The sequence below is a fragment of the Rhodanobacter lindaniclasticus genome (assembly GCF_004799035.1).
GTDB lineage: Bacteria > Pseudomonadota > Gammaproteobacteria > Xanthomonadales > Rhodanobacteraceae > Rhodanobacter > Rhodanobacter lindaniclasticus.
On the sequence record NZ_MWIO01000027.1, the window covers coordinates 128,876 to 153,191 of the forward strand.

Annotated in this window: 23 protein-coding genes; 8 read left to right on the top strand and 15 right to left on the bottom strand. The window is 68.1% G+C overall.

Annotated elements, in window-relative coordinates:
• The first annotated feature begins 25 nt into the window (after window positions 1-25).
• The gene (sbcB, locus tag B1991_RS10125) at window positions 26-1,468 is read left to right on the top strand and encodes an exodeoxyribonuclease I (RefSeq protein WP_136258606.1); all 1,443 of its coding nucleotides are present in this window, start codon (window positions 26-28) and stop codon (window positions 1,466-1,468) included.
• 68 nt (window positions 1,469-1,536) lie between these two features.
• Entirely contained in the window at window positions 1,537-2,223 is a 687-nt protein-coding gene (locus tag B1991_RS10130) for a DUF2461 domain-containing protein (protein ID WP_136258607.1), read from the top strand.
• A 77-nt stretch (window positions 2,224-2,300) separates the two neighbouring features.
• Here B1991_RS10130 and B1991_RS10135 read toward each other — a convergent pair whose 3' ends face one another.
• The gene (locus tag B1991_RS10135; RefSeq protein WP_136258608.1) at window positions 2,301-3,599 is read right to left on the bottom strand and encodes an MFS transporter; all 1,299 of its coding nucleotides are present in this window, start codon (window positions 3,597-3,599) and stop codon (window positions 2,301-2,303) included.
• A 201-nt stretch (window positions 3,600-3,800) separates the two neighbouring features.
• Here B1991_RS10135 and aqpZ point away from each other — a divergent pair, with 201 nt between their 5' ends.
• Window positions 3,801-4,532: an aquaporin Z gene (aqpZ, locus tag B1991_RS10140; protein WP_136258609.1), complete on the top strand. Its 732-nt coding sequence runs from the start codon at window positions 3,801-3,803 to the stop codon at window positions 4,530-4,532.
• A 39-nt stretch (window positions 4,533-4,571) separates the two neighbouring features.
• Here aqpZ and epmA read toward each other — a convergent pair whose 3' ends face one another.
• From epmA to rnk, 3 genes are all read right to left on the bottom strand, one after another.
• The gene (gene epmA, locus B1991_RS10145; protein WP_136258610.1) at window positions 4,572-5,528 is read right to left on the bottom strand and encodes an EF-P lysine aminoacylase EpmA; all 957 of its coding nucleotides are present in this window, start codon (window positions 5,526-5,528) and stop codon (window positions 4,572-4,574) included.
• Window positions 5,528-7,918 carry an NAD-dependent DNA ligase LigA gene (gene ligA / locus B1991_RS10150; protein WP_136258611.1) on the bottom strand — a complete coding sequence of 797 codons (2,391 nt, stop codon included), beginning with the start codon at window positions 7,916-7,918 and terminating at the stop codon, window positions 5,528-5,530. Before ligA ends, epmA begins: the two co-directional genes overlap by 1 nt.
• Before the next feature lie 63 nt (window positions 7,919-7,981).
• A complete protein-coding gene (gene rnk, locus B1991_RS10155) occupies window positions 7,982-8,389 on the bottom strand; it encodes a nucleoside diphosphate kinase regulator (protein WP_136258612.1) in 408 nt (135 codons plus the stop codon).
• Window positions 8,390-8,571: 182 nt separating this feature from the next.
• Between rnk and B1991_RS10160 the strand changes: the two genes are divergently transcribed.
• Both B1991_RS10160 and B1991_RS10165 read left to right on the top strand, forming a co-directional pair.
• A complete protein-coding gene (locus tag B1991_RS10160; RefSeq protein ID WP_136258613.1) occupies window positions 8,572-10,026 on the top strand; it encodes an MFS transporter in 1,455 nt (484 codons plus the stop codon).
• Window positions 10,027-10,102: 76 nt separating this feature from the next.
• On the top strand, window positions 10,103-11,311 hold the full coding sequence (locus tag B1991_RS10165) for a cation:proton antiporter (RefSeq protein WP_136258614.1): 1,209 nt from the start codon (window positions 10,103-10,105) through the stop codon (window positions 11,309-11,311).
• Between the two features lie 118 nt (window positions 11,312-11,429).
• Here B1991_RS10165 and B1991_RS10170 read toward each other — a convergent pair whose 3' ends face one another.
• The gene (locus B1991_RS10170; protein ID WP_136258615.1) at window positions 11,430-12,413 is read right to left on the bottom strand and encodes a malate dehydrogenase; all 984 of its coding nucleotides are present in this window, start codon (window positions 12,411-12,413) and stop codon (window positions 11,430-11,432) included.
• Between the two features lie 48 nt (window positions 12,414-12,461).
• Window positions 12,462-13,661, bottom strand: coding sequence for a pyridoxal phosphate-dependent aminotransferase (locus B1991_RS10175; protein ID WP_136258616.1), 1,200 nt, complete (start codon window positions 13,659-13,661; stop codon window positions 12,462-12,464).
• 160 nt (window positions 13,662-13,821) lie between these two features.
• Here B1991_RS10175 and B1991_RS10180 point away from each other — a divergent pair, with 160 nt between their 5' ends.
• Window positions 13,822-14,076: a GlsB/YeaQ/YmgE family stress response membrane protein gene (locus B1991_RS10180; protein ID WP_136258617.1), complete on the top strand. Its 255-nt coding sequence runs from the start codon at window positions 13,822-13,824 to the stop codon at window positions 14,074-14,076.
• A 45-nt stretch (window positions 14,077-14,121) separates the two neighbouring features.
• Here the strand turns inward: B1991_RS10180 and B1991_RS10185 are convergent, their stop codons facing one another.
• From B1991_RS10185 to B1991_RS10200, 4 genes are all read right to left on the bottom strand, one after another.
• On the bottom strand, window positions 14,122-14,541 hold the full coding sequence (locus tag B1991_RS10185; RefSeq protein WP_136258618.1) for a YidB family protein: 420 nt from the start codon (window positions 14,539-14,541) through the stop codon (window positions 14,122-14,124).
• A 134-nt stretch (window positions 14,542-14,675) separates the two neighbouring features.
• Window positions 14,676-15,185: a peptidylprolyl isomerase gene (locus tag B1991_RS10190; protein WP_136258619.1), complete on the bottom strand. Its 510-nt coding sequence runs from the start codon at window positions 15,183-15,185 to the stop codon at window positions 14,676-14,678.
• 74 nt (window positions 15,186-15,259) lie between these two features.
• Window positions 15,260-16,903 carry a trehalase family glycosidase gene (locus B1991_RS10195; RefSeq protein ID WP_136258620.1) on the bottom strand — a complete coding sequence of 548 codons (1,644 nt, stop codon included), beginning with the start codon at window positions 16,901-16,903 and terminating at the stop codon, window positions 15,260-15,262.
• A gap of 143 nt (window positions 16,904-17,046) precedes the next feature.
• The gene (locus B1991_RS10200) at window positions 17,047-18,897 is read right to left on the bottom strand and encodes a D-(-)-3-hydroxybutyrate oligomer hydrolase (RefSeq protein ID WP_246031128.1); all 1,851 of its coding nucleotides are present in this window, start codon (window positions 18,895-18,897) and stop codon (window positions 17,047-17,049) included.
• A gap of 104 nt (window positions 18,898-19,001) precedes the next feature.
• On the opposite strand from B1991_RS10200, the gene B1991_RS10205 reads away from it, so the two are divergent.
• Window positions 19,002-19,661, top strand: a complete 660-nt coding sequence (locus tag B1991_RS10205) for a response regulator transcription factor (protein ID WP_136258622.1) — start codon at window positions 19,002-19,004, stop codon at window positions 19,659-19,661.
• 196 nt (window positions 19,662-19,857) lie between these two features.
• On the top strand, window positions 19,858-21,549 hold the full coding sequence (locus B1991_RS10210) for a tetratricopeptide repeat protein (protein WP_168709617.1): 1,692 nt from the start codon (window positions 19,858-19,860) through the stop codon (window positions 21,547-21,549).
• 60 nt (window positions 21,550-21,609) lie between these two features.
• On the opposite strand, the gene B1991_RS10215 is transcribed toward B1991_RS10210, so the two are convergent.
• The 5 genes from B1991_RS10215 to B1991_RS10230 form a co-directional block, all read right to left on the bottom strand.
• Window positions 21,610-22,560 (bottom strand): PLP-dependent cysteine synthase family protein, encoded by a 951-nt coding sequence (locus B1991_RS10215; protein WP_136258624.1) that lies wholly within the window; start codon window positions 22,558-22,560, stop codon window positions 21,610-21,612.
• A 1-nt stretch (window position 22,561) separates the two neighbouring features.
• Window positions 22,562-22,903: a carboxymuconolactone decarboxylase family protein gene (locus B1991_RS10220; protein ID WP_136258625.1), complete on the bottom strand. Its 342-nt coding sequence runs from the start codon at window positions 22,901-22,903 to the stop codon at window positions 22,562-22,564.
• 82 nt (window positions 22,904-22,985) lie between these two features.
• A complete protein-coding gene (locus B1991_RS18650; protein WP_168709610.1) occupies window positions 22,986-23,123 on the bottom strand; it encodes a hypothetical protein in 138 nt (45 codons plus the stop codon).
• Between the two features lie 7 nt (window positions 23,124-23,130).
• Window positions 23,131-23,553, bottom strand: coding sequence for a hypothetical protein (locus B1991_RS18850; RefSeq protein ID WP_210772115.1), 423 nt, complete (start codon window positions 23,551-23,553; stop codon window positions 23,131-23,133).
• A 32-nt stretch (window positions 23,554-23,585) separates the two neighbouring features.
• Window positions 23,586-24,316: ATP-binding protein (locus tag B1991_RS10230; protein ID WP_136258626.1), on the bottom strand; the 731-nt coding region annotated here is incomplete at its 5' end.

Consider the following 24,316-nt stretch of genomic DNA (forward strand, 5'->3'; position numbering starts at 1 on the left):
GATGCCTGCATGCGATCATCACCCGATGCAGACCTTCTTCTGGCACGACTACGAGACCTCGGGCGCCGATCCCCGGCGCGACCGCCCACTGCAGTTCGCCGGCATCCGCACCACCCTGGAGCTGGAAATCGTCGGCGAGCCGGTGATGTTCTACGGCATGCCGTCGCGGGAGATGCCGCCCCATCCGGATGCCTGCCTGATCACCGGCATCACGCCGCAGCAGGCCGAGCGTGAAGGCGTCAGCGAGGCCGATTTCGCCGCCCGCGTGCACGAACAACTGGCCATGCCGGGCACCTGCGGCGTGGGCTACAACTCGCTGCGCTTCGACGACGAATTTACCCGGCAGATGCTGTACCGCAATTTCCACGACCCATACGGTCGCGAGTGGGAGAACGGCAATTCGCGCTGGGACCTGATCGACCTGGTGCGCATGTGCCAGGCGCTGCGCCCCGAAGGCATCGTCTGGCCGACCCGCGAAGACGGTTCGCCGAGCTTCAAGCTGGAGCACCTGGCCAGCGCCAACCGGCTCACCCAGGAGCGTGCGCACGATGCCCTGTCCGACGTCCACGCGCTGATCGACCTGGCCCGGCTGATCCGCGTGCGCCAGCCGCGGTTGTGGGACTGGTACTACGCGCTGCGCCGCAAGCAGAAAGTGTTCGACCTGCTCGACGTGGTGAACATGACACCACTGGTGCACGTCTCCTCGCGCTATCCGGCCAGCCGCCACTGCCTGGCGCTGATCGCACCGCTGGCCGCCCATCCGAGCCGGGCCGGCGAGGTGATCGTGTACGACCTGGCCACCGATCCGGCCGAATGGCTGGCGCTGGACGAGGACGAAATCGCCGACCGCATCTTCACGCCGCGCGCCGATCTGCCCGAAGGCATCGAACGCATCCCGCTGCGCACCGTGCGGGCGAACCGCGCACCGGCCCTGGCGCCGCTGTCGGTATTGCAGGGCGTGGACCAGCAGCGCCTGCAGCTCGATGTCGAACGGGGCATGGCGCATCGCGACACCCTGCGTGCGGTCGACGGGCTGGCCGAGAAACTGCGCCGCGTGTTCCAGCGCGCCGCGGAGTTTCCCCCGCCGGAAGATCCGGAGCTGGCGCTGTACGCCGGTTTCCTGCCCGATACCGACAAACGCCTGCTGGCGCAGGTGCGTGCCACGCCGGCGGCGGAACTGGGCACGCGCGCGTTCCCCTTCCGCGACCCGCGCTACCCGGAGCTGCTGTTCCGCTACCGCGCGCGCAACTGGCCCGAGACGCTGGATGCCGACGAACGCGCGCGCTGGGAGGCATTCCGCAAGGCACGGCTGACCCGCCACACACCGCTGACCGGGCTTACCCTCGACGATTATTTCGCCCGCCTCGCCGAGCTGCGCCACGATCCGCAGGCGCAAGACAAATTGCCTCTGCTCGATCAGTTGCAGGCCTGGGGCGAGCAACTCGCCGGCAGCCTCGAAGGAACGTAGGGCGGGCACCGCCCGCCATTGCACCCAGCCGGCGGGCAGTGCCCGCCCTACTCCCCCGACGAATTGCCATGCCGAAAAGCTACTTCACTCCCGCCACTTTCCGCTTCCTGCGCACGCTGGAGCGCAACAACAACCGCGACTGGTTCCTCGCGCACAAGGATGATTACGAGCGCCACGTGCGCGAGCCGTTCCTGCAGCTGATCGCCGACATGCAGGCGCCGCTGGCGAAGATCAGCCCGCACTACCGCGCCGATCCGCGCAAGAACGGCGGTTCGCTGTACCGCATCTATCGCGACACGCGCTACTCCAACAACAAGCTGCCGTACAAGTCATGGCAGGGCTCGCGCTTCACCCACGAGCGGCGCCACGAGATCCAGGCGCCCGGCTTCTACCTGCACATCGAGCCGGGCGACTGTTTCGCCGGTGGCGGCATGTGGCATCCGGAACCGGACGCGCTGAAACACATCCGCGAATTCCTGGTCGACAATCCCGAAGCATGGAAGCGCGCCACGCAAGGCAAGGCCTTCCGGGAACACCTGCAACTGGGCGGTGAATCGCTGGTGCGCCCGCCGCGCGGCTACGATCCCGCGCACGAGTTGATCGACGACCTCAAGCGCAAGGATTTCATCGCCACCACCCGATTCGATGAAGCGTTGGCCTGCTCGGACGAACTGCTGCCGTGGACGGTGGCCACCTTCAAGCGCGTCGCGCCCCTGGTCGACTACCTGTGCGCCGCGCAGGAGCTGGAGTTCTAGGCAACTGTCGTAGGAGCGCACCCTGTGCGCGATGCCTTTCGTTACGTAACGGAAAGCATCGCGCACAGGGTGCGCTCCTACAGATGACGTCGGCTGCTCGCAGCCACGCCCATCCCGATCACGGCCGCGAACGCCACGTAATGTGCCGGCGCCAGCACGCCGAACTGCTTCACCAACAGGCCGATCAACGGCGGCGTGATGCCGCCGAACACTGCGTAGGCGATGTTGTACGAAAACGACAGACCGGAGAAGCGCACCGCTGGCGGAAACGCCACCACCATCAGCGCCGGCACCACGCCGACCACGCCGACGGCCAGCCCGGCCAGCGCGTACAACACCAGGAAATGCGCCGCGCCGGCTTGCAGGTCGAGATACAGCGCGTAGCTGCACACCAGCAAGCCGACCGCGCCGAACAGCAACGCGCGGGCAAAGCCGATCCGGTCGGCCAGGACGCCATAACCCAGGCAACCCAACGCCAGTGCGATCGAGGCCACGGTATTGCCGAGGAACGCCCGCGCCGGCGCGACGTGGAACACCGATTGCACCAGCGACGGCGTCATCAGGATGATCACCAGGATCGCCGCGGTGAGCATCCAGGTCACCAGCATCGACAGCAGCACGCCGGAGGCATGGCGCTCGAACACCTGGCGCAACGGCAGGCCACTGGCCAGTTCCTTGCGCGCGTGCATCGCCTCGAACACCGGCGTCTCGCTGAGCCAGCGGCGCAGCCATACCGCGAAGAAGCCGAACACGCCGCCGGCCAGGAACGGCACGCGCCAGCCCCAGTCGAGCACCGCGGCAGGACTCATCCGGCTGTTGATCGTCGCGGCCACCAGCGAGCCGATCACGATGCCGACGGTGAGCCCGGAAGTGAGGCTGGCGCAGGCAAACCCGACCCGTCGCGCCGGCACGTGCTCGGCCACGAACACCCACGCGCCCGGCACTTCGCCGCCCACCGCGATGCCCTGCACGACGCGCAGCAGCAGCAACAGCAGCGGCGCCAGCATGCCGATCTGCGCGTACACCGGTAGCAAGCCGATACCCAGCGTCGGCACCGCCATCAGGAACACGCTCAACGTGAACATCCGCTTGCGCCCCAGCTTGTCGCCGTAGTGCGCCATCACGATGCCGCCCAGCGGCCGCGCGAGGTAACCGGCCGCGAAGATGCCGAACACCTGCAATTGCGCCAGCCACGGCGCGGTGTCGTGCGGAAAGAACAACTGGCTCAGCGGGATCGCGAAGAACACGAACACCACGAAATCGTAGAACTCCAATGCGCCGCCCAGGGCTGCCAGGGTCAGCGTGCGGATGTCGCGGCGACCGAGGGTCCGGTCATCCCTGAAGCCACCATGCAACGCGAGGCCACGCTCGATCATCGTTCGTTTCCCGGGGGCCGACGCGGCCGAGGCAGCAACATACCCGAAAACCGGGCCGCCCCGATCGCCCCGGCCGCCGGGGTACCCACCGTTTCAGATTAGTATTCGGCGCGACTGGCCGGGGATTGCGGGCCACGTCGCTGCATTGCCTGTTTCATGGGTTGACTCGTCTCTTCCACGTGGGTTGCAAGGAGAGTTTCGATGAACATGAACAAACGTTGCGCGGCCGAGTTCTTCGGCACGTTCTGGCTGGTTCTGGGGGGATGCGGCAGCGCCGTGCTGGCGGCCGGATTTCCGGAGCTCGGCATCGGCTTTGCCGGGGTGGCACTGGCTTTCGGCCTGACCCTGCTGACCATGTGCTACGCCATCGGCCACATTTCCGGTTGCCACATCAACCCGGCGGTGACCTTCGGCCTGGCCGCCGGTGGCAGGTTCCCGCTGCGGGATGTCCTCCCCTACGTCGTGGCGCAGGTCGTCGGCGGCCTCGTGGCCGGCCTGGTGCTGTACACCATCGCCTCGGGCAAGCCGGGCTTCGATGCGGCGGCCAGCGGCTTTGCGTCCAACGGATACGGAGCGCATTCGCCGGGCGGCTATTCGATGGGCGCCGCGGCCTTGTGCGAGATCGTGATGACCGGCTTTTTCATCTTCATCATCATGGGCGCCACGCACAAAAGCGCGCCGGCAGGTTTCGCCGGCGTCGCGATCGGTCTGGCGCTGACCCTGATTCACCTGATCAGCATCCCGGTCACCAACACGTCGGTGAATCCGGCGCGCTCGACCGGCGTAGCCGTGTTCCAGGGCGAATGGGCGGTGCACCAGCTGTGGTTTTTCTGGGTGATGCCGATCATCGGCGGCATCATCGGTGGCCTGATCTACCGCTACCTGTGGAGCGACCGGCCGCAGCAACCGGCGATCAAGGGCGACGCCGCCTGAGCGACAAGGCGCGCGACCGGCATGGTCGCGCGCCCTGTCTCACGCCCGGGCAAACGGAAACGCCAGCACGTCGGCGATCGCGTCGGTGTCGGCCAGGCACATCAGCAAGCGCTCCACGCCCAGTGCCACGCCGGCGCAGGCAGGCATGGCATCAAGCACGCCCAGCAGGTTCTCGTCCAGCGGGATCTCGCGCAGGCCGCGCTCGCGGCGCACCGCGTTGTCGCGTTCGAAACGTGCACGCTGCTCCGGGACATCGTTCAGTTCGTGATAACCGTTGGCCAGTTCGTAACGGCCCAGATACAGCTCGAAGCGCTCGGCGAGCGGCGGCTCGCCGGGACGGATTTTCGCCAGCGCGCACTGGCTGGCCGGGTAGTCGTGGATCACCGTGATGCGATCGCGCGGGAATGCCGGCTGCAGCTGGTGCGTGATCAGCAGGTCGAGCCAGTCGTCGCGGCCGAGCCCGTCCGGGCCGATGCCGAACGCGGCCAGCGGCGCGCGCAGCTCTTCCATTGGCGCATGCAGCGGATCGACGCCCAGAGCGTCCAGGAACAGTTGCCGGTACGTGGTCACCACCACCTCGGCGCGCCGTCCCACCAGCCCCAGCGCGGCCTCGACCAGCACGATGGTTTCCTGCATCAGGCGACGGTGATCCCAACCGACCCGATACCACTCCAACATGGTGAACTCGGGGTTGTGCCGCCCGCCCGCCTCACCGTTGCGGAACACCCGGCCCAGCTCGTAGCAGTCGCCGACGCCCGCCGCGAGCAGCCGCTTCAGCGGGTACTCCGGCGAGGTGCGCAACCAGCGTTCGCGCGCGCCGGCGTCGACATGGCCGCTGAAGCTCGTGCTGAAGCCCTGCATGTTCGGATCGGTATTGCCGGCCGCCGACAGTACCGGAGTTTCCACCTCCAGCACGTCGCGCGCGGCGAAATACGCGCGGATCAGGGTGTACAACCGCGCACGCAAACGCAGCGCGTCATGCAGGGCGGGACTCATCAAGCGGCCCCGTGCTCGTCGAGCAGGGCCAGCAACCGGGCCTCGTCCCATACCGGCACGCCAAGCTCCTGCGCCTTGTCCAGCTTGGAGCCGGCTTCCACACCTGCCACCACCACGCTGGTCTTTTTCGAGACCGATCCGGACACCTTGGCGCCCAATGCCTCCAGCCGCTCCTTCGCCTCGTCGCGGCTGAGCGAGGCCAGCGTGCCGGTCAGCACGAAGGTCTGTCCGTCCAGCGGTGCCGTGGCCACGACGGCGCTGGCGGGAATCGTCTCCAGCAGGCGCTGCATCGCCGCCTCGGCCTCGCGCAACGCGGTCCGGGCAGCGGGGTCGGCCAGAAAGGTTTCCAACCCGGCTGCCGCGGCTTGCGGCACGCCAGCGGTGATCCAGTGCGCCGACCCCGCGGCGAGCAGGCGATCGAGTGTGGGAAAGTGCTGCGCCAGCAGTTTGCAGCTCTTGGGGCCGAGCTTGTTGATCCCGGCCATGTCCAGCAGCACGCCGAAATCCAGGCGTTCACGCAGTTGCGGCGAAGGCGCGCCTTCGTCGCTGAACACGATGCCGGCATCGAGCAGCGCATCGACCGCCCGCTGGTTGCCCGCCTGCGCAAAGAAGCTGGCGATCGAGGTGGCCACTTCGGCGCCCACGTCGGGCAGCACGCGCAGCACCGGCGCCGGCATGGCGCGCACGACATCGAGCCGGCCCAGCCACGCGGCCAGCGTCTTGGCCGTGCTTTCGCCGATATGCATGATGCCCAGCGCGAACAGGAAGCGCGCCAGCGTGGTGTGCTTGCTGGCCTCGATGCCGGCGACCAGGTTCTCGGCCCACTTGGTGGCCACCTTGCCGGCCTTGACCGTTTCCGGCGTGGTGCCGTCGCGTTCGTCGATCGCCTGCTTCATCGCCACGAAACTGTCGACGGTGAGCGCGTACAGATCGGCCGGCGAATGCACGATGTCGAGCTCCACCAGGGCCTCGGCGAAGCGTTCGCCCAGACCTTCGATGTCCATCGCGCGGCGCGAGGCGAAGTGGATCAGCGCCTCCTTGCGCTGTGCCGCGCAGATCAGCCCGCCGGAGCAACGCCAGGCGGCGGCGCCCTCTTCGCGGATCAGGGCGGAATCGCAGATCGGACAGCGCTCGGGCATCGTCCATGGCACCGTGCCAGGCGGGCGCTGGTCCTTCACCACGCGCACTACTTCCGGGATCACGTCGCCGGCGCGGCGCACGATCACGGTGTCGCCGATGCGCGCATCCAGCCGCGCGACCTGGTCGGCGTTGTGCAGCGTGGCGTAGGTCACCGTGACGCCGGCCACCTGCACCGGCTCCATCCGCGCGCGCGGTGTGGCGGCGCCGGTACGCCCGATCTGCACCTCGATGTCGAGCAGGCGCGTGGTCTGCTCCTGCGCCGGGAACTTGTGCGCGATCGCCCAGCGTGGTGCGCGCGAGACGAAGCCCATCTCGCGCTGGCCTTCGTAATCGTCCAGCTTGTAGACCACGCCGTCGATGTCGTACGGCAGGCTGTCGCGCTTGGCGCCGATGCGCCGGAAATAGGCGATCAGGCCGTCGAAGCCGCGCGCAATGTCCACTTCCGGCGACACCGGGAAACCCCACTCGCGCAGTTGCTTCAACGTGGCCGAATGCGTCGGCGGCAACTCGCCGCCTTCAACCACGCCGATCGCGTAGGCGAAGAAACTGAGCCGCCGCTTCGCGGTGATCGCCGGGTCGAGCTGACGCAGCGAGCCGGCCGCGCCGTTGCGCGGATTGGCCAGCGGCTTCTCATCGTGGGCGCGGGCGTATGCGTTGAACGCCTCGAAATCCTTGCGCAGCATGATCACCTCACCGCGCACTTCGAGCACTTCGGGCCAGCCCTTGCCGCGCAGCTTCAACGGGATCGCGCGCACCGTGCGCAGATTCGCCGTGACCTCCTCGCCGGTTTCGCCGTCGCCGCGGGTGGCGCCCTGCACGAATACGCCGTGCTCGTAACGCAGGCTGATCGCCAGGCCGTCGAGCTTGGGTTCGACCGAGAACACCGGCTCGCGCCGGTCCAGCGTCTGCTCGATGCGCCGCTCGAACTCGGCCACCTCGTGGAAACGTTCGCGATCGGTCTCGCCATCCTGCTCGAAGGCATTGCCCAGCGACAGCATCGGGATCGCGTGGCGCACTTCGGCAAAGCCGCCTTGCGCCCGCGCGCCGACCTTGCGGGTCGGCGAATCGGGCGAGGCCAACGCCGGATATTCGGACTCCAGGCCTTCCAGCTCGCGCATCAGCCGGTCATATGCGGCGTCGGTGATGTCCGCGTCGTCGAGCACGTGGTAGCGGTAGTTGGCCTGCTCGATCTGCGAGCGCAGCTCGGCGGCGCGGGCCAGGACGTCGGCGGGAACGGCGGATGGGGGCATGCGGGTCTCCTTCACCGCCAAGTTTAGCGGCCCGCAGGTGCGCTCGCCGTGCAGATGCCGGGCTCAGCGATGCAGGTCGCCGGCGGCCTCGGGCTGGTAGGTGATCTCCAGCACTTTCAGGCGACGCTTGCGCCCGTCGGGCATCGGCCAGTCGATCTGCTGGCCGCGCGCCAGGCCCAGCAGGGCGCTGCCCACCGGTGCCAGGATCGAAACCGTGCCGGGCGCGCCGGCACCCGTCGGATAGACCAGGGTGAGGGTCAGTTTTTCGCCGTTCGCCTCGTCCTCGAAGACCACGGTGGAGTTCATCGTCACGATGTGCGGCGGCATGTCCGCCGGTTCGACCACGTCGGCGCGATCCAGTTCGGCGCGCAGCGCCTGCAGCTTGTCGGCCTCGGCGGCCGGCAGCCGCTCCAGCAGGGCTTCGATGCGATCCATGTCGATGCGCGACACGGTGATGGCTGACTGACTCATGACGATTCCTGGGTTCCGCGGCTCCTGCCGCACAAAAGCACGCGCCAGAACGTGGTGTCCCGGCGCGTGGGGTCGGTTATCCGCTGCCGCGCCTGGCACGTCGTGGGCGGCAGATGCATCAGTCATGACTGTGCAAAATCCGGGCGCCAAATGCAAGCTGTCGCAGCAGGTATCATGCGGCCATGGCCAGCCCAGCCGCCGCGGACGCCCCCTCAGCACCGGTTTCGGCCGCCTTGCCCGAGCCGTCCACGCGCGAGCGCTTTCGCGGCCTGCTGTGGCTGGTCGCGGCGGCCTTTTTCATGCAGGCGCTGGATTCCACCGTGGTCAACACCGCGGTGCCGATGATGGCCGGGGCGCTGGAAGTGACCCCGCTGGGCATGCGCACCGCGCTGACCAGCTACGTGCTGACCCTGGCGATCCTGATCCCGGCCAGCCCGTGGCTGTGCGACCGGCTGGGCACGCGACGGGTGTTCGGTGCGGCGATCGTGATCTTCGGGCTGGGTTCGCTGGCCTGCGGACTGGCCCAGAGCCTGCCGCAACTGGTCGTCGCGCGCGTGCTGCAGGGCATCGGCGGCGCCTCGCTGATGCCGGTCGGGCGCTACGTGCTGGTGCGCAGCATCGACAAGCGCGAATTCGTGCGCGCGATGAGCACGGTGGCCACGTTCGGTCTGCTGGGTTCAGTACTCGGCCCCCTGCTCGGCGGCGCGCTGGTGGAGTTCACCTCGTGGCGGCTGATCTTCCTGATCAACGTGCCGGTGGCGATCGCCGGGGTATGGATGAACCGGCGCGACATGCCGGATTATCGGCTGGAGCGCGCGCACCGCTTCGACCTGTTCGGCTTCGCGCTGTTCGCCGCCGCCTCGGCCCTGCTGCTGATCGCCTCGGAACTTGCCGGCGCCACGCCGGTGCCGTGGATGCGCATCGGCCAGTGCAGCCTGGTGGCGGTGTTGCTGGGCGTGGCGTACGTGTGGCACAGCCGGCGCATCACGTTTCCGGTTGCCGACCTGACCCTGCTGAAGGTACGCAGCGTATGGGTGGCGTTGGCCGGCGGCCTGTTCACCCGACTCGGCATCTCCGGCATGTTCCTGCTGCTGGTGCTGTTCCTGCAGGTGGGTTGCGCCTGGTCGCCGCTGATGGCCGGCCTGATGATGGTGCCGCAGGCGCTGGGTTCGATCTGCGCCAAGTGGGCGATCAACCGGGTGCTGGTGCACTTCGGCTACCGTCGCCTGCTGCTGGGCAACACACTGATCGTGGCCGTGCTGCTGGCGGCGTTTGCCCTGCTCGGCCCGACCACGCCGGTATGGGCCATTGCGCTGTTGACGTTCTGCTACGGCGGCTTCGCCGGGCTGCAGTACACCGCGATGAACACGCTGATCTACCACGACCTGGACATCGCGCATGCCTCGATGGCTTCGTCGATGGCCTCGACCGTGCAGTACCTGGCGATGAGTTTCGGCATCGCGCTGTCCACACTGCTGATGCAGGCGCTGCTGCAGGGGCATGAGCGCGCGGACTACGTGGAGGCGTTTCGCTGGACCGTGCTGCTGCTGGCGCTGGTCACGGCGGCGGCCAGCCGCGTGTTCGGCCGGTTGCGGCACGATCGCCCGCTGTCGCGCGCCGGTGCCCCGGTGCGCTGAATTGCCGTGACGGCGTCGCCTGACCGGGAGGCTGCATGTAGCATGCACTCTTTGTCGCAAGTTCGAGCACTGCTGCATGCACCAAGCCGCCGACATCCTGTTCACCCTGTTCGTCGTGTTCGTCGCCGCCCAGATCGGCAGCGAGATCGCGCAACGACTGAAACTGCCCGGCGTGGTCGGCGAGATCGCCGCCGGCTGCGCGATCGGCCCTTCCCTGCTCGGCTGGATCAGCCCGGGTCAGATCGCCCCCGGCACTCCGCTCGACGTGCTCGCGGAGATCGGCGTGATCCTGCTGCTGTTCGCAGTGGGCCTGGAAACGCGCCTGGAAGACATGAAGAAGGTCGGTGCGGTGGCGTTCGCGGTCGGCGTGGTCGGCGTGCTGGTGCCGTTCGGCATGGGCAGCGTGTGGGCGCATGGCAACGGCTTCGACTGGGACCGTTCGCTGTTCGTGGCGGCCGCCTTCGTGGCCACCTCGGCCGGCATCACCGCGCGCGTGTTGCAGGAGCTGAACGCACTGCAGCGGATCGAGAGCAAGGTGATTTTGGGTGCCGCGGTGATCGACGACATCCTCGCCATGCTGCTGCTCGGCGTCGTGATCTCGCTGCAGGGTGGCGGCAGCGTCGACGCCTCGCATCTGCTGGTGGTGCTGGCGGGTGCGGCGGGCTTCATCGCGGTGATCGGCTGGGGCGGCACGCGGGTGATGCGCTGGAACTCGGCCTGGCTGGACAAACCGCTGGGCCCGCATTCGCCGCTGATGATCGTGCTGGCGCTGTGCCTGGGGCTGGCCTGGTTGTCTACCCGCTTCGGCCTGGCGGCGATCATCGGCGCGTTCCTGGCCGGCATGATCGCCTCGGAAACGCGCCAGCAGCACATCCTGGAAAAGCAGACGGCGCCACTGCTGGCCCTGCTCACCCCGTTCTTCTTCGTGGTCACCGGCAGCAAGGTCGACCTGCACGAACTGGCCAGCGCCGAGGCGCTGTGGATGCTGGCCGTGGTCACCGCCATCGCGGTGGTATCCAAGCTGGCCGGCGGCTGGCTCGGTTCGCTCACGCTGGGCACGCGCAGCGCCACCATCATCGGCTTCGGCATGGTGCCGCGCGGCGAGGTGGGCATCGTGGTCGCCACGCTGGGGCTGGCCGCCGGCGTGTTCGACAATCGCATCTACGCGATCATCGTGGCGATGTCGCTGCTCACCGCCATGGTGACGCCGCCGATCCTGGCCTGGTTGCTCAAGCGTAGCGATCACGCCCCTGGCACCACGGAGTTGCCCGAGGCGCGGAACTGACTGCTGCCGCTTCCGGCAGCGTCGAAAACGACAACGGGCCGACGCGAGTCGGCCCGTTGGGGGTATCACCACGGCCCGCCACCCTTGCGCGGTGGGCGGGCCCGGGATCACGGCAGGATCACCTGGCGAACAGGTGCTCCACGCCGGCGCGCTCCTCGCGCAGTTCCTTGTCGGTGGCGTCCATGCGCGCACGCGAGAAGGCGCCGATCTCCAGCCCCTGCACGATCTCGTACTTGCCGTTCTTCACGGTCACCGGGTAGCCGTAGATCACGCCCGGCGCGATGCCGTAGGAGCCATCGGCAGGAATGCCCATCGAGGTCCAGTCGCCCTCGGCCGTGCCCTGTGCCCAGGTGCGCATGTGGTCGATCGCCGCCGAGGCAGCCGAGGCGGCCGACGAGGCGCCGCGCGCCTTGATGATGGCCGCGCCGCGCTGCTGCACGGTGGGGATGAACTCGTTCTCGTACCAGGCCTGGTCGACCAGGCTCAGCGCCGGCTTGCCGTCGACGGTGGCGTGGTGCAGGTCGGGATACTGGGTGGAGCTGTGGTTGCCCCAGATCGTCATCTTCTTCACGTCGGTGTTGTGCTTGCCGGTCTTCTCGGCGAGCTGGCTCTTGGCGCGGTTGTGGTCCAGCCGCACCATCGCGGTGAAGCACTTCGGGTCGAGATCCGGCGCGTTCTGCTGGGCGATCAGCGCATTGGTGTTGGCCGGGTTGCCGACCACCAGCACCCTCACGTCGCGCTTGGCATGCGCGTTCAGCGCCTTGCCCTGCGGTGCGAAGATGGCGCCGTTGGCTTCCAGCAGGTCCTTGCGCTCCATGCCCGGGCCGCGCGGGCGCGCGCCGACCAGCAAGGCATAGTCCACATCCTTGAAGGCGACATTGGCGTCATCGGTGGCGACCACCCCGGCCAGCGTCGGGAACGCGCAATCGTTGAGTTCCATCACCACGCCCTGCAGCGCCGGCAGGGCCGGGGTGATCTCCAGCAGATGCAGGATCACCGGCTGGTCAGGGCCGAGCATGTCGCCGGCGGCAATGCGGAACAGCAAGGCATAGCCGATCTGGCCGGCAGCACCGGTAACGGCAACTCGAACGGGGGCTTTCATCTGTGGTCTCCGGGATTGGTGATACGGGAATCGGTCGCGAACCGGGCGTCAGGCGAGTTCGGCGAAGAACTGCTGGATGCGCTGCAGGCCGGGTTCCAACTGTGCGATCGGACAGGTGTAGGAAATGCGCATCGCGCGCGGCTCGCCGAAGGCCGAGCCCGGCACGCAGGCCACGCCCTTGACTTCCAGCAACGCGGCGCAGAACTCCACGTCATTGCTGATCTTCATGCTGCCGTGGCTCTTGCCGAACGCCACCGAGATGTCCGGGAACGCGTAGAACGCGCCTTGCGGCCGCGGGCAGACCACACCGGGTATCGCGCTGAGCGCGGCGAACACGGTGTCGCGCCGGCCGGCGAACTCGGCGCATTTCGCCCGCGGAATGTCCTGCGGGCCGGAGAGCGCCGCAACGGCTGCTGCGGTGATCACTTCCGGCAGGCTGGTGATGTGGTTGGAGTTGAGCGTGGTGACCGCCTTGGCCACCGACTCCGGCCCGGCCAGCAGGCCCACGCGCCAGCCCGGCATGCCGTAGGTCTTGGAGACCGAGTCGACGAAGATCACCCGCTCGCGCAACGCCGGCTGCGCGTGCACGAAGTTGTGGTAGCCCAGACCGTCGAACACCATCGCGTTGTAGATGTCGTCGGTGATCACCCAGGTATCCGGGTGCTTCACCAGCACGTCGGCCAGCGCGGCGATTTCCGCGGCGGTGTAGACCATGCCGGTGGGGTTGGACGGGTTGTTGAACAGGAACACCTTCGGCTTGCGTGCCAGCGCGGCGTCGAGCTGGGCCGGGGTGAGCTTGTAGTGCTGCTCCGGCCCGCAATGCATCACGTGGGTCTTCGCGCCCACGATGTCGGCGATGTCGCGGTAGGTGGTCCAGTACGGCGCGGCGAAGCAGATCTCGTCGCCCTCGTCCAGCAGCGCCTCGGCCAGGTTGTACAGCACCTGCTTGGCGCCGATGCCGATGGACAGGTTCATCCGCGTGTAGCCGCTGAAGCCGAGCGCCTCGATGTGCTTGAGGAACGCGTCCAGCAAGGCCTCCGCACCGCGGTTGCTGCCGTACTGGCCGGAGTCGCGTGACAGCGACTCGCGCGCGGCGGCGTAGACGTGCTCGCCGGGCAGGAAGTTCGGCACGCCGATGGAGAAGCTGATGATGTCGCGGCCGGCAGCCTTGAGCTGCTTCGCCTTCTCGGCAATCACCATGATCGCGCTGGGTTTGGCGCGGCCGACACGCTGGGCGAGCTGGGGCATTGCTGTCTCACGCGGTGAGGAAACAAAGGCCGCAATTTTACCACGCCGCTCGCCCCGGGCGCTCGCCAGTGATTCGCTCGCGCTGCCGTCACGCAATATGGGCATCATGGGTGCGCCCGCACGCCGGGCTTCGCCGTCAAACCGTGAAAAGGAGAACCGCATGCATTGGCTCTGGGTTTTCGTGATCGGACTGGTTGTGGGCGTGGTCGCCAAGCTGCTGACGCCGGGCAAGGACCCGGGCGGCTTCATCATCACCGCCATCATCGGCATCGCCGGCTCGCTGCTGGCGACATGGGTAGGCCAGCAGTTGTTCGGCTGGTACCAGGCGGGACAATCGGCCGGCTTCATCGCCTCGGTGGTCGGCGCGGTCGTGCTGTTGCTGCTCTACCACCTGGTCAAGCGCAAGTCGACCTGAGCGTCATCCCGGCGGGGCGATCGCCCCGCCGGGACGCCCGGGACCTCAGCCCAGCAACTTGCCTGCCAGCCCTTCAAGCATGCCCAGGTTGAAGCCGCCACCCTGCCCGTCTGCCGGTATCTGGCCATCGGGGGTCAGATGGTCGACCGCCTGCGGCAAGACCTGCGAAAGTCCGTTGAGCACCACGCCGGGATCGATGCCGAACTTGCTGGCCGCCTCCTGCACCAGCGAGCCCATGCCGCCATTTTGCAGGGCCTGGCCGAGCTGTTCGCCCGATACCGGCTGGTTCGCTCCGCCGCTCACCCACGACTGCACTGCACCGCCGAGCCCGTGCTGCTGCAGCATGCTGACCAGGCCCTGCACGCCGCCAGCGCGCTGCAACAGGTCACTGGCCACCGAAATCATCGAGCCGGCGCCGCCGGCCTGCTGTCCCTGACCGCCAAGCAAATCGTTGAGGAATGACATGGTCGCTCTCCTTGATGAATGAACATGCGTGTAGCCCGCCGATCATAGGCCCGTGAAAGTAATGGAGCCATGACGCACTCGCAAAAAAAATCGCCGGCTCCGGCCGGCGATTTCCTGCGTATCCGGCGGCAACCTCAGCCGCGCTGATCCAGCACCTCGTTCCACTCCTTGATCCGGTCGGCCTGCGCCGCCAGCAAAGCGTCGACGTCGCCGTCCACGGTGACCTTCTCGATCGTGTCACCCTGCTGGATCGCGTTGACCACGTCCATGTCGGAGGCGTCCAGCACTTCGCCGAACACACTGTGCTTGCCGTCCAGCCACGGCGTCGGACCATGGGTGATGAAGAACTGGCTGCCGTTGGTGCGCGGACCGGCATTGGCCATCGACAGCACGCCCGGCTTGTCGTGGCGCAGCGACGGGTTGAACTCGTCCTCGAACTTGTAGCCCGGGCCGCCACGGCCACTGCCTTCGGGGCAACCGCCCTGGATCATGAAATCGGCGATCACGCGATGGAACGAGAGGCCGTCGTAGTAGCCGCGCTTCGCCAGGTTGACGAAACTGGCGACCGTCACCGGTGCCTTGTCTTCGTGCAGGCGCAGGTGGATCGGGCCGCGGTTGGTGGTGAAGGTGACGTTGATGGTCATGGCGATCCTTGAGGCTGGGGCGAAAGACCGGAAGGATAACCCAGCAGCCGGCCGCAGCCGTGAACGGATGATCCTCAGTGCGTCGCCGCCGGCTTCGGCGCCGCCTGCAGCAACTGGTGCAGTTCGAGATAGACCGCATTGGTCCAGCCGAAGCCGATTACGTTGGTGGTGTAGCCCGCGGTGATCTTCACGTCCGCATTGCCCAGCGCCATGTTGTATTTCTCGCGGATGGTGCCGTCATGGGCGAAGCCGGTGTCCACCGTGGCCATGAACTTGCGCGCCAGGCGCCTGGCGTCGTCATGGAAACCGTAGGCATCCAGGCCCGAGATCGCCAGCCAGTTGGTAGGTGCCCAGCCGAACGGCTCGTCCCATTGCGCACCGCTGCCGAGGTCGTCCATCGACAGACCGCCCTTGCGTTCGAACACGGCCAGCTGCTTCTCCAGCGCGGCTGCCTGCGCCTTGCTGGCCAATCCGGCCCACAGTGGCCAGTAGGTGGTGACGTAGGGCTGCGCGGAAGCCGTGCCCGCGGTGAAGTCGTAGTCCATGAACATGCCCCGGTCGGGCTGCCACAGATACTTGTCCATCGCTGCCTTGCGCGCGGCGGCTGCGGCCGCCCACTGCCTGGCCTCGGCCACCTTGCCCAACTGCAGGGCGAAGTCGTGCAGGTCGCGCTCGTAGCGATACAGCAGGCTGTTGAGGCCCACGCCGGCGTAGTGATGGGTGGTGCCGCCATACGGGCCGAAGTGGAAATTGGTGTCGAAGCCGGACTCGCGCATGGCGCGGTCGCCCAGGTAGTAATCGGCGCTCAGCCGATAGCCCTGCGACCAGGCGCCGGCGCAGACACTGGACGCCTCGATGTCGCAACTGGTGGTTTTCAGGCGCGCCGCCTCGGCGGCGTCGGGATGCTCGGCAGCCTTGACCAGGTAGCCGGGGTCTTTCTCCGGATGTGCCAGCACCCGGTCGATCACGCTGCGGTAGTAGGTGCTGTCGCGCATTTCCGGCACCGGGCCCTGGCCGAGATCGAAGTAGCGCGCCAGGCCGGTATCGCCGGCGCGATGCTCCGGCCGGGTCCAGATGTGGTAATTGGCCACCGCCAGCGGATAGGCGTGGACCAGCCACGCATGCCGCTCGGCTTCGCTCTTGAAGGCGCCGGGCACGGCCAGCACGTCGCCGATCATGCGCGAGAGAAACGGCGGCTGCGAGCGGGTCAGGTAGTAGGTGCGGTTGGCGTTGAGCACGCCGCCGTAGTGCTCGACCTCGAACAGCATGTTGTCGGTCATGTCGCGGGCCAGCTCGACGCGCCCGTCGGCCAGCAGACCGAGCTGGATGAAGTAGCTGTCCCAGCCGTACATCTCGTTGAACCATCCGCCCGGCACCACGTAGGGTTTGGGCAGGTAGAGCAGGCCTTCGGCCGGCAGCGTGGCCGGCATCAGGTCACCAAGCTTTTCGATGCGCCGAGGCAGCGTGTGCACGTCGATCCTGCAGCGCTGCCTGATGTCGGCCATCGCCACCGGCATCGGAAAGCCGGCCGGCAGGTAGAGCACCGGGCGCGCGTCCATCTTCGGATCGCGCAGGGCCGAACAATCATCCAGCGCGCGGGTGAGCGTGTCCCACGCCTGGTGGATGTACGCCTGTGTCTTCGCCGGGTCGGGCGCGGCAGCACTGGCCACAGTGGCGAAGGCCAGCGCCGTGGCGCCAAACAGGGAGACGATCTTCATGGACGGGCTTCCTCTTGCGGTGGATCAAGGGCGCTTGAAGAACGCCATGATGGCACCGCACGCCACGGCACCCCAGACACCCGGCCACTGCTCCTGCGTCTCGACGTGACTCGACCGGATTTCGAGGTTGAACGCTCAACTTCTCAGTGCAGCCCGAGCGCCTGTCGCGTGAGTGCCTGGGCACCGCGCGGCTGCCCCGCCGGCGTGGACACGCTCTCCGGCCAGGGGGCGTTTTCGTACAGGTGCGCCCACAGTCGGTCGAGCGCGGCGTAGCCGTAGGGCAGCAGCGGCAGATGGCGTTCGCCGAAACCAGGCAGCGGCAGGAACGCATCGAAATGCTGCGCGTGCGGCACCTTCCAGTACAGCGGCCGGCGGCCCTCTTCGCGCAGCCAGGCGACATAGGGCTCGGAGCTGAAGGTGGTCGGCAGCAGGCCGTCGTCGGCGCCGTGCACCACCCACAGCGGCAGGTCGGCGCGCGGCAGCTTCGCCGCCGTGGCTGCGACCGAGGCCTGCAGCATCTGCGCGGCCGGCTGGTCGCCCGTCCACAGCGCGCGCAGGCAATCCTCGCCGACCAGCGTCGGATCGGGCGACACGTTGACACCCCCGAACAGCCCCACGCCATTGCCCGGCGGAATGCCGGAGGCGTCGGCCCACCACGCCGCGCGTGCCACCGGATCCGTCACACCCGGCAGTACGCCGACCCCCGTCGGCGCGTAATGGAACCCGCATGGCATGTCGGCGGGGCCGCGGCGCAGATAGGCCGAGGCGTAGCCGGCGGTGACCACGCGCCACAGGTCGAACGCGGTGGTGCTGGCTGCGGTGGCCATTGCCGCATCGTTCCAGCCGCGCTGCTGCAGATAGTGATGCGCCTGCGCCGACTGCTCGGCCAGCGTATTGCCTGGCAGCTTGCCTTGCGCGCGCAGGCTGGCGCAGCGCAGCGACCACGCCGGCGGCGGCTGACGGGTTGCGCCGCGCGCCATGGGCGTGTCGTCGAAGCGTGCGTCGGCCAGCGCGCACGGCAGCCAGATCGCCGCTTCGGTCGCGTAGTCGTACAGCGATCGGCCGCCAGCGGCGGCGTAGACGTTGGGTTCCAGCGCCACCACGCCGGCGAAGAAGCCGTCGTGGTCGAGCCCTGCCGCCTGCAACACCGCGCCACCGCCGTTGGAGATGCCGGTGGCGATGATCTTCGTGTTCTGCGCCGTGAACGGCGCTTCGCCGGGATAGGCGCGGTCGAGCATGGCCAGGCCGAACTGCGCCGCCTGGATCACGTCCCGGCCCCAGTCCGCCTCCGGATTGTCGCCGGAGTGCGCATGCTTCACCGCGATCCCCGCGCCGGCGGCGGCCGGCGGCGGCTCGAATTCCAGCGCCTGCTCGCCGCGTTTCGCACGCCGGCCGTCCAGCGCCACGCCGCTGTCGTCGGCATAATCGAAGTAGCCCGAGCCGGTGCCCTTGTCGGTGTAGGCCACCGCGCAACCGCGCGGCAGACCCCAGGCACCGGCCACGGCGATCGCGCCGTAGATGCCGCGCGAACCGGAGGAGGCGGTCACCACCAGGCAGCGCTTCGCGCGGTCGAAATTGTCGGGCAGTTGCAGCAGCACCCGATGCGGCGAACGCGCCCCCGGCAGCTGCGCGAACATCTGGTACTCACGCCCGGGAACATTCGGCACGCCTCCGTACACGCTGCCGTAACCGCCCAGCGGACCGAGGTCGGCAATGCCTTTCCAGCTGGTCTGGATCGCCCGGCGGCGCAGCTCCGCCGCGGTGGGGGCCAGCGGATTGACGAACGACACCGGCAAGCCGGCCAATCCGGTCAGGCCCAGGCCGGCGCTGAGCAGGTCGTCGTGGCCGCGGTGGTCGGTGGCAAGCACCTTGCCCAGTTCCAGCTCATGCATCGTCGCCCCTCGTGTGATCGGCCCTTCGGCACAAGCGGACAGCATGACGGAAACCAGCACGCAGATGCAGGGCGCAGCCAACCAGCGAAGGGACAGGTTCATCGCGACACCATAGCAAGCGCGCGAAGCGTCGCCATCGTACGAAAGTCCAGCGGCATGACGGCCGCAACTCGACAGCGGCAGTCCGTCCGGCTACCTTGATGGTCATGCCGAGTCTGTTGATCGCCGACGACCACCCGCTGTTCCGTGCCGCCTTGCGCCAGGCCGCCGAGCACAGCCTGGCCGACTGCGCCGTGCACGAGGCCACTGACCTGGCCACCGCACTGGCCGCGTTGCGCGCGGACCCGGACATCGACCTGGTGCTGCTCGACCTGCACATGCCGGGCAGCCACGGTCTCACCGGCCTGGCCGCGGTGCGCGGCCAGCACCCGGCGGTCGCCGTGCTGGTGGTGTCGGCCCACGACGAGCCGCAGGTGGTGCGCCGCGTGCTCGACCACGGCGCCGCCGGTTTCATCTGCAAGAGCGCCAGCCCCGCCGAGATCGGTGCGGCGATCCGGCAGGTGCTCGACTGCGGCAGCTGGCTGCCCGCCGCACTCGCCGATGCCGTCGCCGCCCTGCCCGCCGATTCCACCGACACCGATCTGGCCAGCCGGCTGGCCCGGTTGACCGAACAGCAGTCACGGGTACTCGCCCTGCTCGCCGAGGGGCTGCTGAACAAGCAGATCGCCGACCGCCTGTCGATCCAGGAACGTACGGTGAAGGCGCACGTCACGGCGATCTTCGAGAAGCTCCGGGTGCGCAATCGCACGCAGGCCGGCATGCTGTTGCGATCGCTCGACCTGGGCGAGCCAGGACGGGTGGGATAGCCGCACTCGGCAACACACGCCACGACACCGCCCCCGGGAGTTTCCATCCGTGGCCGGCCAGGCGCACACTGCGCACGCCCGGATCGAGACGCCTCTGTCCCGTTCCCGGAGGATGGGCGCCACCACATGATCTCGTTCCTCGCGCCGGCGGGTTAGCTCGCGGCGCGTGACTTCATCCCTCAGAAAGATGTCGGCCATGAATATGTCGCGTCGTCTTCGCCTCGTCGCCCTGGTCGGATGGATGCTGTGGTCGGTCGTGCTGACCGGCGCGCAGGCGCGCGACACCGCACCGATGCAAACCATCGCCGGCCTCGGCAGCATCTCGTTCCCCACCTCGACCCGTTCGACCGCCGCACAAGCCGCCTTCCTGCGCGGCGCCCTGCTGTTGCACCTGTTCGAGTATCCCGACGCCGCCAAGGCATTCCGCGAGGCCCGGCAACTGGACCCGGGCTTCGCCATGGCCTATTGGGGTGAGGCGATGACGTACAACCACGGCATCTGGAACCAGCTCGATGCCGATGCCGGCCGCGCGGCACTCGACCGGCTCGGCCCTACCCCGGCCGCGCGCGCCGCCATGGCACCGACGCCGCGCGAGAAGGCCTGGCTCGCCGCCGTGGAAATCCTGTATTCCGGCCACGGCACCAAGCCGGAACGCGACGCGCAGTACGACCAGGCGATGGAGCGACTGGCCAGGGCCTGGCCGCATGACAACAACGCCCAGCTCTTCCATGCGCTGGCGCTGATGGGACGCAGCGAAGGCGTGCGCGACGTCCCCGCCTATCTGCGCGCCGGGGTCATCGCCGAGCGCATCTTCCGCATGAACCCGCACGATCCCGGCGCGGCGCACTACTGGATCCACGCAATGGACGATCCCGCCCACGCCGCCGGCGCACTGGAGCCGGCGCGCGCGCTGTCGAAAATCGCGCCCGACGCCGCCCACGCCCAGCACATGACCTCGCACATCTTCATGGCGCTCGGTTTGTGGGATGACGTGGCGAAGGCCAACGAGGTGGCGATGCGCGTGGTCAATGCCCAGGCCAAAGCCGCGGGCCGCCCGCTCGCCGAGTGCGGCCACTACATGGAATGGCTGGAGTACGCCTACTACCAGCAGGGTCGTTTCCGCGATGCCGAAAAGGCGCTGCAGGCATGCCGGCAGTCGATCGAGCCCTCGACAGCCTGGGCCAACGCCCACGCCGACCGACTCGCCACGATGCAAAGCACGCCGGCGAAGTTCGCGCATATGCTCAACGAGTCGCTGTTGCAGATGCGCGCGATCGCCGTGGTCGAATCCGGCGATGGCAACGGCCCGGCCGCACACACCGTGGTGAACACGAACGGCATGGGCCCGGACGCCGGCTGGAACGACTTCGTCGATGGCTATGCCGCGATCGAACGCCACGACCTGCCGGCCGCCCAGAAATCGCTGGCCGCGCTGTCGGCGCGGCACACCGGCAGCGAGACCTCAGACGACACGCAGACGAGCAGCTACCTGGCCATCCTCCGGGACGACCTCGGCGGCATGCTGGCGATCGGCGAGGGCAAGCCGCAGGCTGGCGTGGATGCCATCCGCCGTGCGGCCCGCCGCTACGAAACGCTGGCGTTCGACTTCGGGCCGCCGGTACCGATCAAGCCGCCACACGAACTGCTGGGCGAACAGTTGCTCAAGCAAGGCAACACCACCGATGCCCGCACGGCGTTCGGGACTGCACTGAAAAACGCACCCCGGCGCACCCGGTCCCTGCTCGGCCGCGCCCGCGCGGAATCGGCCGGCGGCGACGTTGCGGCAGCCACCGCCACCTACAAGGAACTGGTGACCATCTGGCACGGCGCCGATGCGGATCTGCCGGAGCTGGCCGAAGCAAAGGAGTACGTCGCGGCACATCCGTGAGCAACGCCTTGGCGAAAGTCCCGCGAAGGCGGCTCGGGCATGCCTCAACAAACGCAGCCCTCAGGCGAAGTGCGTGGCATCGACCTCGCTGCGCGTCGGCGCCATGAAGTACTCGTGCAGGTATTTCTCGCCTTCGTCGCAGAACACCGTCACCACCGTCTTCAACTCCGGGAAATTCTTGCGGATGCGCTGCGCCGCCAGCATGTGCGCGCCGGAACTGGGGCCGCAGAACAGGCCGTGACGGCGCGCCAGCCGTTTCATCTCGGTCACCGCATCGACGCTCGACACCGACAGCACCTCGTTCACCAGGCTGGCGTGGCGTTCGAAGATGCCTGGCACGAAGCCGTCGGAAATGCCTTCGATGGTGTGCGAGGCGATCTCGCCGCACAGGATCGTGCACGATTCGGACGGCTCCATCGCGAACAGCCGCACATCAGGATTGACCGCGCGGAACGCCTGACCCACGCCGATCAGCGTGCCGCCCGTACCCACGCCGAGCACCAGCGCATCGGGCACGCGACCGGCGGGGAGCTGGGCGAGGATTTCCGGGCCGAGGATCTCGCGGTTCTCCTCCACGTTCCATTCCGACTCGAACTGGCTGGGGCAGAAATAACCGGGCTGTGCACCCAGTTCCTTCGCCCGCGCCAGCGCCTCGTTGACGTGGAAGTTACCGCAGAACAATACCTCGGCGCCGAACGCGCGCGAGATCGCCACGCGCTCGCTGGACAGGCCCTCCGGCATCACCACCTGCATGCGGTAGCCCTTCACCGCGGCCACCATCGACAAGGCGTTGCCGGTATTGCCGCTGGTCGCCTCCACGATGGTGTCGCCGGGCTTGAGCAAGCCTTCGCGCTCGGCGCGCTCGATCATGTACTTGGCGATGCGCGCCTTGATCGAACCGGACGGGTTGAGGAATTCGATCTTGGCGTAGACGCCCTCGATGTCGAGCAGCGGCGTGTCGCCGACGGCATCGAGGATGGTGTCGGAGACCGTGGCAAAGCGGGTGCTCATGTCAGTGCCCCTCGTGCGCGTGCTGCATCACGTCCAGCGCCAGCGCGGAATGCGCGTAGGCGGCGCCGGCGCGCATTTCGGAGGCAACCCAGATCGCCTCCATGATCTGCTGTTCGGTGGCGCCCTGCTTGAGTGCTTCGGCGGTGTGGCCCTTGATGCAGTACGGGCACTGCGTGGTATGCGCCACCGCCACCGCGATCAGCTGCTTGGTGACATTGGGCAAGGCGCCGTCGGCAAACACCGCGGCGCTGAAAGCCTTGAAGGCCTGCAGCGGTCCGGGCGCCAGCTCGCGGCGCTTGCGCGCCAGTTCCACGGTGGAAGGGGGATACATTGGTGACTCCATGGGGTTTGCTCCTGTTCGTTTCTCGGACGTGCGCGCCCGCTCGCCGAGCGGCGAACGGACGCGCAGGAATGGGCCGCTCGCTTCAGAGCGGTGGTCGCGACGTGCCCAGCACCCAGCCCGGCGGATCGCTGGCGGGAAAGCTCTGCGCGAGCTGATCGTCGACACGTCGTTCGCGCCGTTCGCGCGACTGGCGCGGATCGCTCGGTGCTTGCCGCCGCATGTCGGATTCACCCGCCCTTCCGCATCGTTTCATGGTTGTGTGTGCACCAGACATGGCGCCAAGCGGGCGTCGCGTGCCCTGACCTTAGGTGCCGCGGCACGCAGCGGCGCTGATCCACGTCAGGGAATGGCCGGATCACCGGCATGATGGGTGTGGGCCGGTGAAAGCGCCGTGGTCGCAGGCGACCGAAGATCAGGTATCGGGTCGCCCCGAAGTCCGGCGCCCCGAACTTGAACGCCAGCAGCAAACCTGCTGCCGTGGCGATCACCAGACAGATCGTGGCGGTGGCGACGTACGCCCTGAATGCCGCAGCCAGCGCACGATCGCTTCCGCCTGCCCTATCGCGCGGAGTGCCGCTGCACTTGCCTGCATCGTTCCATTCCGTCGAATCCGGCATGGCGACCACCCGGGCGTCGAGCCTCATGACCATGAAAATCGATCCGGGTGCAGCATTGATCCAGGTCAGGGGTCGCCGACGCGATGCAGCAGCCAAGACGCCGTGGACGAAGGCGGCGTGGCGGTGGTGACGACGTGCGCCGTGGCGCGCTCTCCCCCCGCACCGAGGCGCAACAGCGTCTGCCTGAGCGCCAGCGGCTTCAGCGGCTTGTACAGCACACCCACACCGGCATCGAGCAGTTGCTGGCGCAGGTCGCCGTCGCGATCGGCGGTGAGCATCACGGTGGGCACGTCGGGGCGGTCCGCCGCCAGTTGCCGCCAGACATCAAGGCCGTTCTGGCCGCCGTCCAGGTGGAAGTCCAGGATGTTGACGTCCGGTCGCCACGGCACCGCCAGTGCCTGCGCCGCGTTGCGCGCGGCGTGCACCTGCCAGCCCCAGCTGGTCAGCAGCGTGGTCAGCGCCGCCAGCGCCGCCGGTTCGTTGTCCAGCACCAGCACGCGCCCGGCCGGCAACGGTTGCATCGTGTCCGGCGCAGGCGCCCGGTGTGGCGTGGGCGATGCCAGCGGCACGTCGAGATGGAACACGCTGCCGTGGCCCAGCGACGAGCGCAGCCCGAGCGGATGACCGAGCAGGTCCGCCATGCGCTGCGCGATCGACAGGCCCAACCCCAACCCCACCCCCTGCCCGCCCGCCGTACTGCCGCGGCGGAACTCCTGGAAGATCAGTTGCTGTTCCTCCGGCGCGATGCCGCCACCGGTGTCCCATACCTCCAGCCGGTCTCTTATACCTATCCGCC

What these genes read in the sequence shown, in the direction of transcription:
- sbcB (WP_136258606.1), top strand. Translation starts at nt 26, where the DNA reads ATGCAGACCTTCTTCTGGCACGACTACGAGACCTCGGGCGCCGATCCC.
- B1991_RS10130 (WP_136258607.1), top strand. Translation starts at nt 1,537, where the DNA reads ATGCCGAAAAGCTACTTCACTCCCGCCACTTTCCGCTTCCTGCGCACG.
- B1991_RS10135 (WP_136258608.1), bottom strand. Translation starts at nt 3,599, where the DNA reads ATGATCGAGCGTGGCCTCGCGTTGCATGGTGGCTTCAGGGATGACCGG.
- aqpZ (WP_136258609.1), top strand. Translation starts at nt 3,801, where the DNA reads ATGAACATGAACAAACGTTGCGCGGCCGAGTTCTTCGGCACGTTCTGG.
- epmA (WP_136258610.1), bottom strand. Translation starts at nt 5,528, where the DNA reads ATGAGTCCCGCCCTGCATGACGCGCTGCGTTTGCGTGCGCGGTTGTAC.
- ligA (WP_136258611.1), bottom strand. Translation starts at nt 7,918, where the DNA reads ATGCCCCCATCCGCCGTTCCCGCCGACGTCCTGGCCCGCGCCGCCGAG.
- rnk (WP_136258612.1), bottom strand. Translation starts at nt 8,389, where the DNA reads ATGAGTCAGTCAGCCATCACCGTGTCGCGCATCGACATGGATCGCATC.
- B1991_RS10160 (WP_136258613.1), top strand. Translation starts at nt 8,572, where the DNA reads ATGGCCAGCCCAGCCGCCGCGGACGCCCCCTCAGCACCGGTTTCGGCC.
- B1991_RS10165 (WP_136258614.1), top strand. Translation starts at nt 10,103, where the DNA reads ATGCACCAAGCCGCCGACATCCTGTTCACCCTGTTCGTCGTGTTCGTC.
- B1991_RS10170 (WP_136258615.1), bottom strand. Translation starts at nt 12,413, where the DNA reads ATGAAAGCCCCCGTTCGAGTTGCCGTTACCGGTGCTGCCGGCCAGATC.
- B1991_RS10175 (WP_136258616.1), bottom strand. Translation starts at nt 13,661, where the DNA reads ATGCCCCAGCTCGCCCAGCGTGTCGGCCGCGCCAAACCCAGCGCGATC.
- B1991_RS10180 (WP_136258617.1), top strand. Translation starts at nt 13,822, where the DNA reads ATGCATTGGCTCTGGGTTTTCGTGATCGGACTGGTTGTGGGCGTGGTC.
- B1991_RS10185 (WP_136258618.1), bottom strand. Translation starts at nt 14,541, where the DNA reads ATGTCATTCCTCAACGATTTGCTTGGCGGTCAGGGACAGCAGGCCGGC.
- B1991_RS10190 (WP_136258619.1), bottom strand. Translation starts at nt 15,185, where the DNA reads ATGACCATCAACGTCACCTTCACCACCAACCGCGGCCCGATCCACCTG.
- B1991_RS10195 (WP_136258620.1), bottom strand. Translation starts at nt 16,903, where the DNA reads ATGAAGATCGTCTCCCTGTTTGGCGCCACGGCGCTGGCCTTCGCCACT.
- B1991_RS10200 (WP_246031128.1), bottom strand. Translation starts at nt 18,897, where the DNA reads ATGAACCTGTCCCTTCGCTGGTTGGCTGCGCCCTGCATCTGCGTGCTG.
- B1991_RS10205 (WP_136258622.1), top strand. Translation starts at nt 19,002, where the DNA reads ATGCCGAGTCTGTTGATCGCCGACGACCACCCGCTGTTCCGTGCCGCC.
- B1991_RS10210 (WP_168709617.1), top strand. Translation starts at nt 19,858, where the DNA reads ATGAATATGTCGCGTCGTCTTCGCCTCGTCGCCCTGGTCGGATGGATG.
- B1991_RS10215 (WP_136258624.1), bottom strand. Translation starts at nt 22,560, where the DNA reads ATGAGCACCCGCTTTGCCACGGTCTCCGACACCATCCTCGATGCCGTC.
- B1991_RS10220 (WP_136258625.1), bottom strand. Translation starts at nt 22,903, where the DNA reads ATGGAGTCACCAATGTATCCCCCTTCCACCGTGGAACTGGCGCGCAAG.
- B1991_RS18650 (WP_168709610.1), bottom strand. Translation starts at nt 23,123, where the DNA reads ATGCGGCGGCAAGCACCGAGCGATCCGCGCCAGTCGCGCGAACGGCGC.
- B1991_RS18850 (WP_210772115.1), bottom strand. Translation starts at nt 23,553, where the DNA reads ATGGTCATGAGGCTCGACGCCCGGGTGGTCGCCATGCCGGATTCGACG.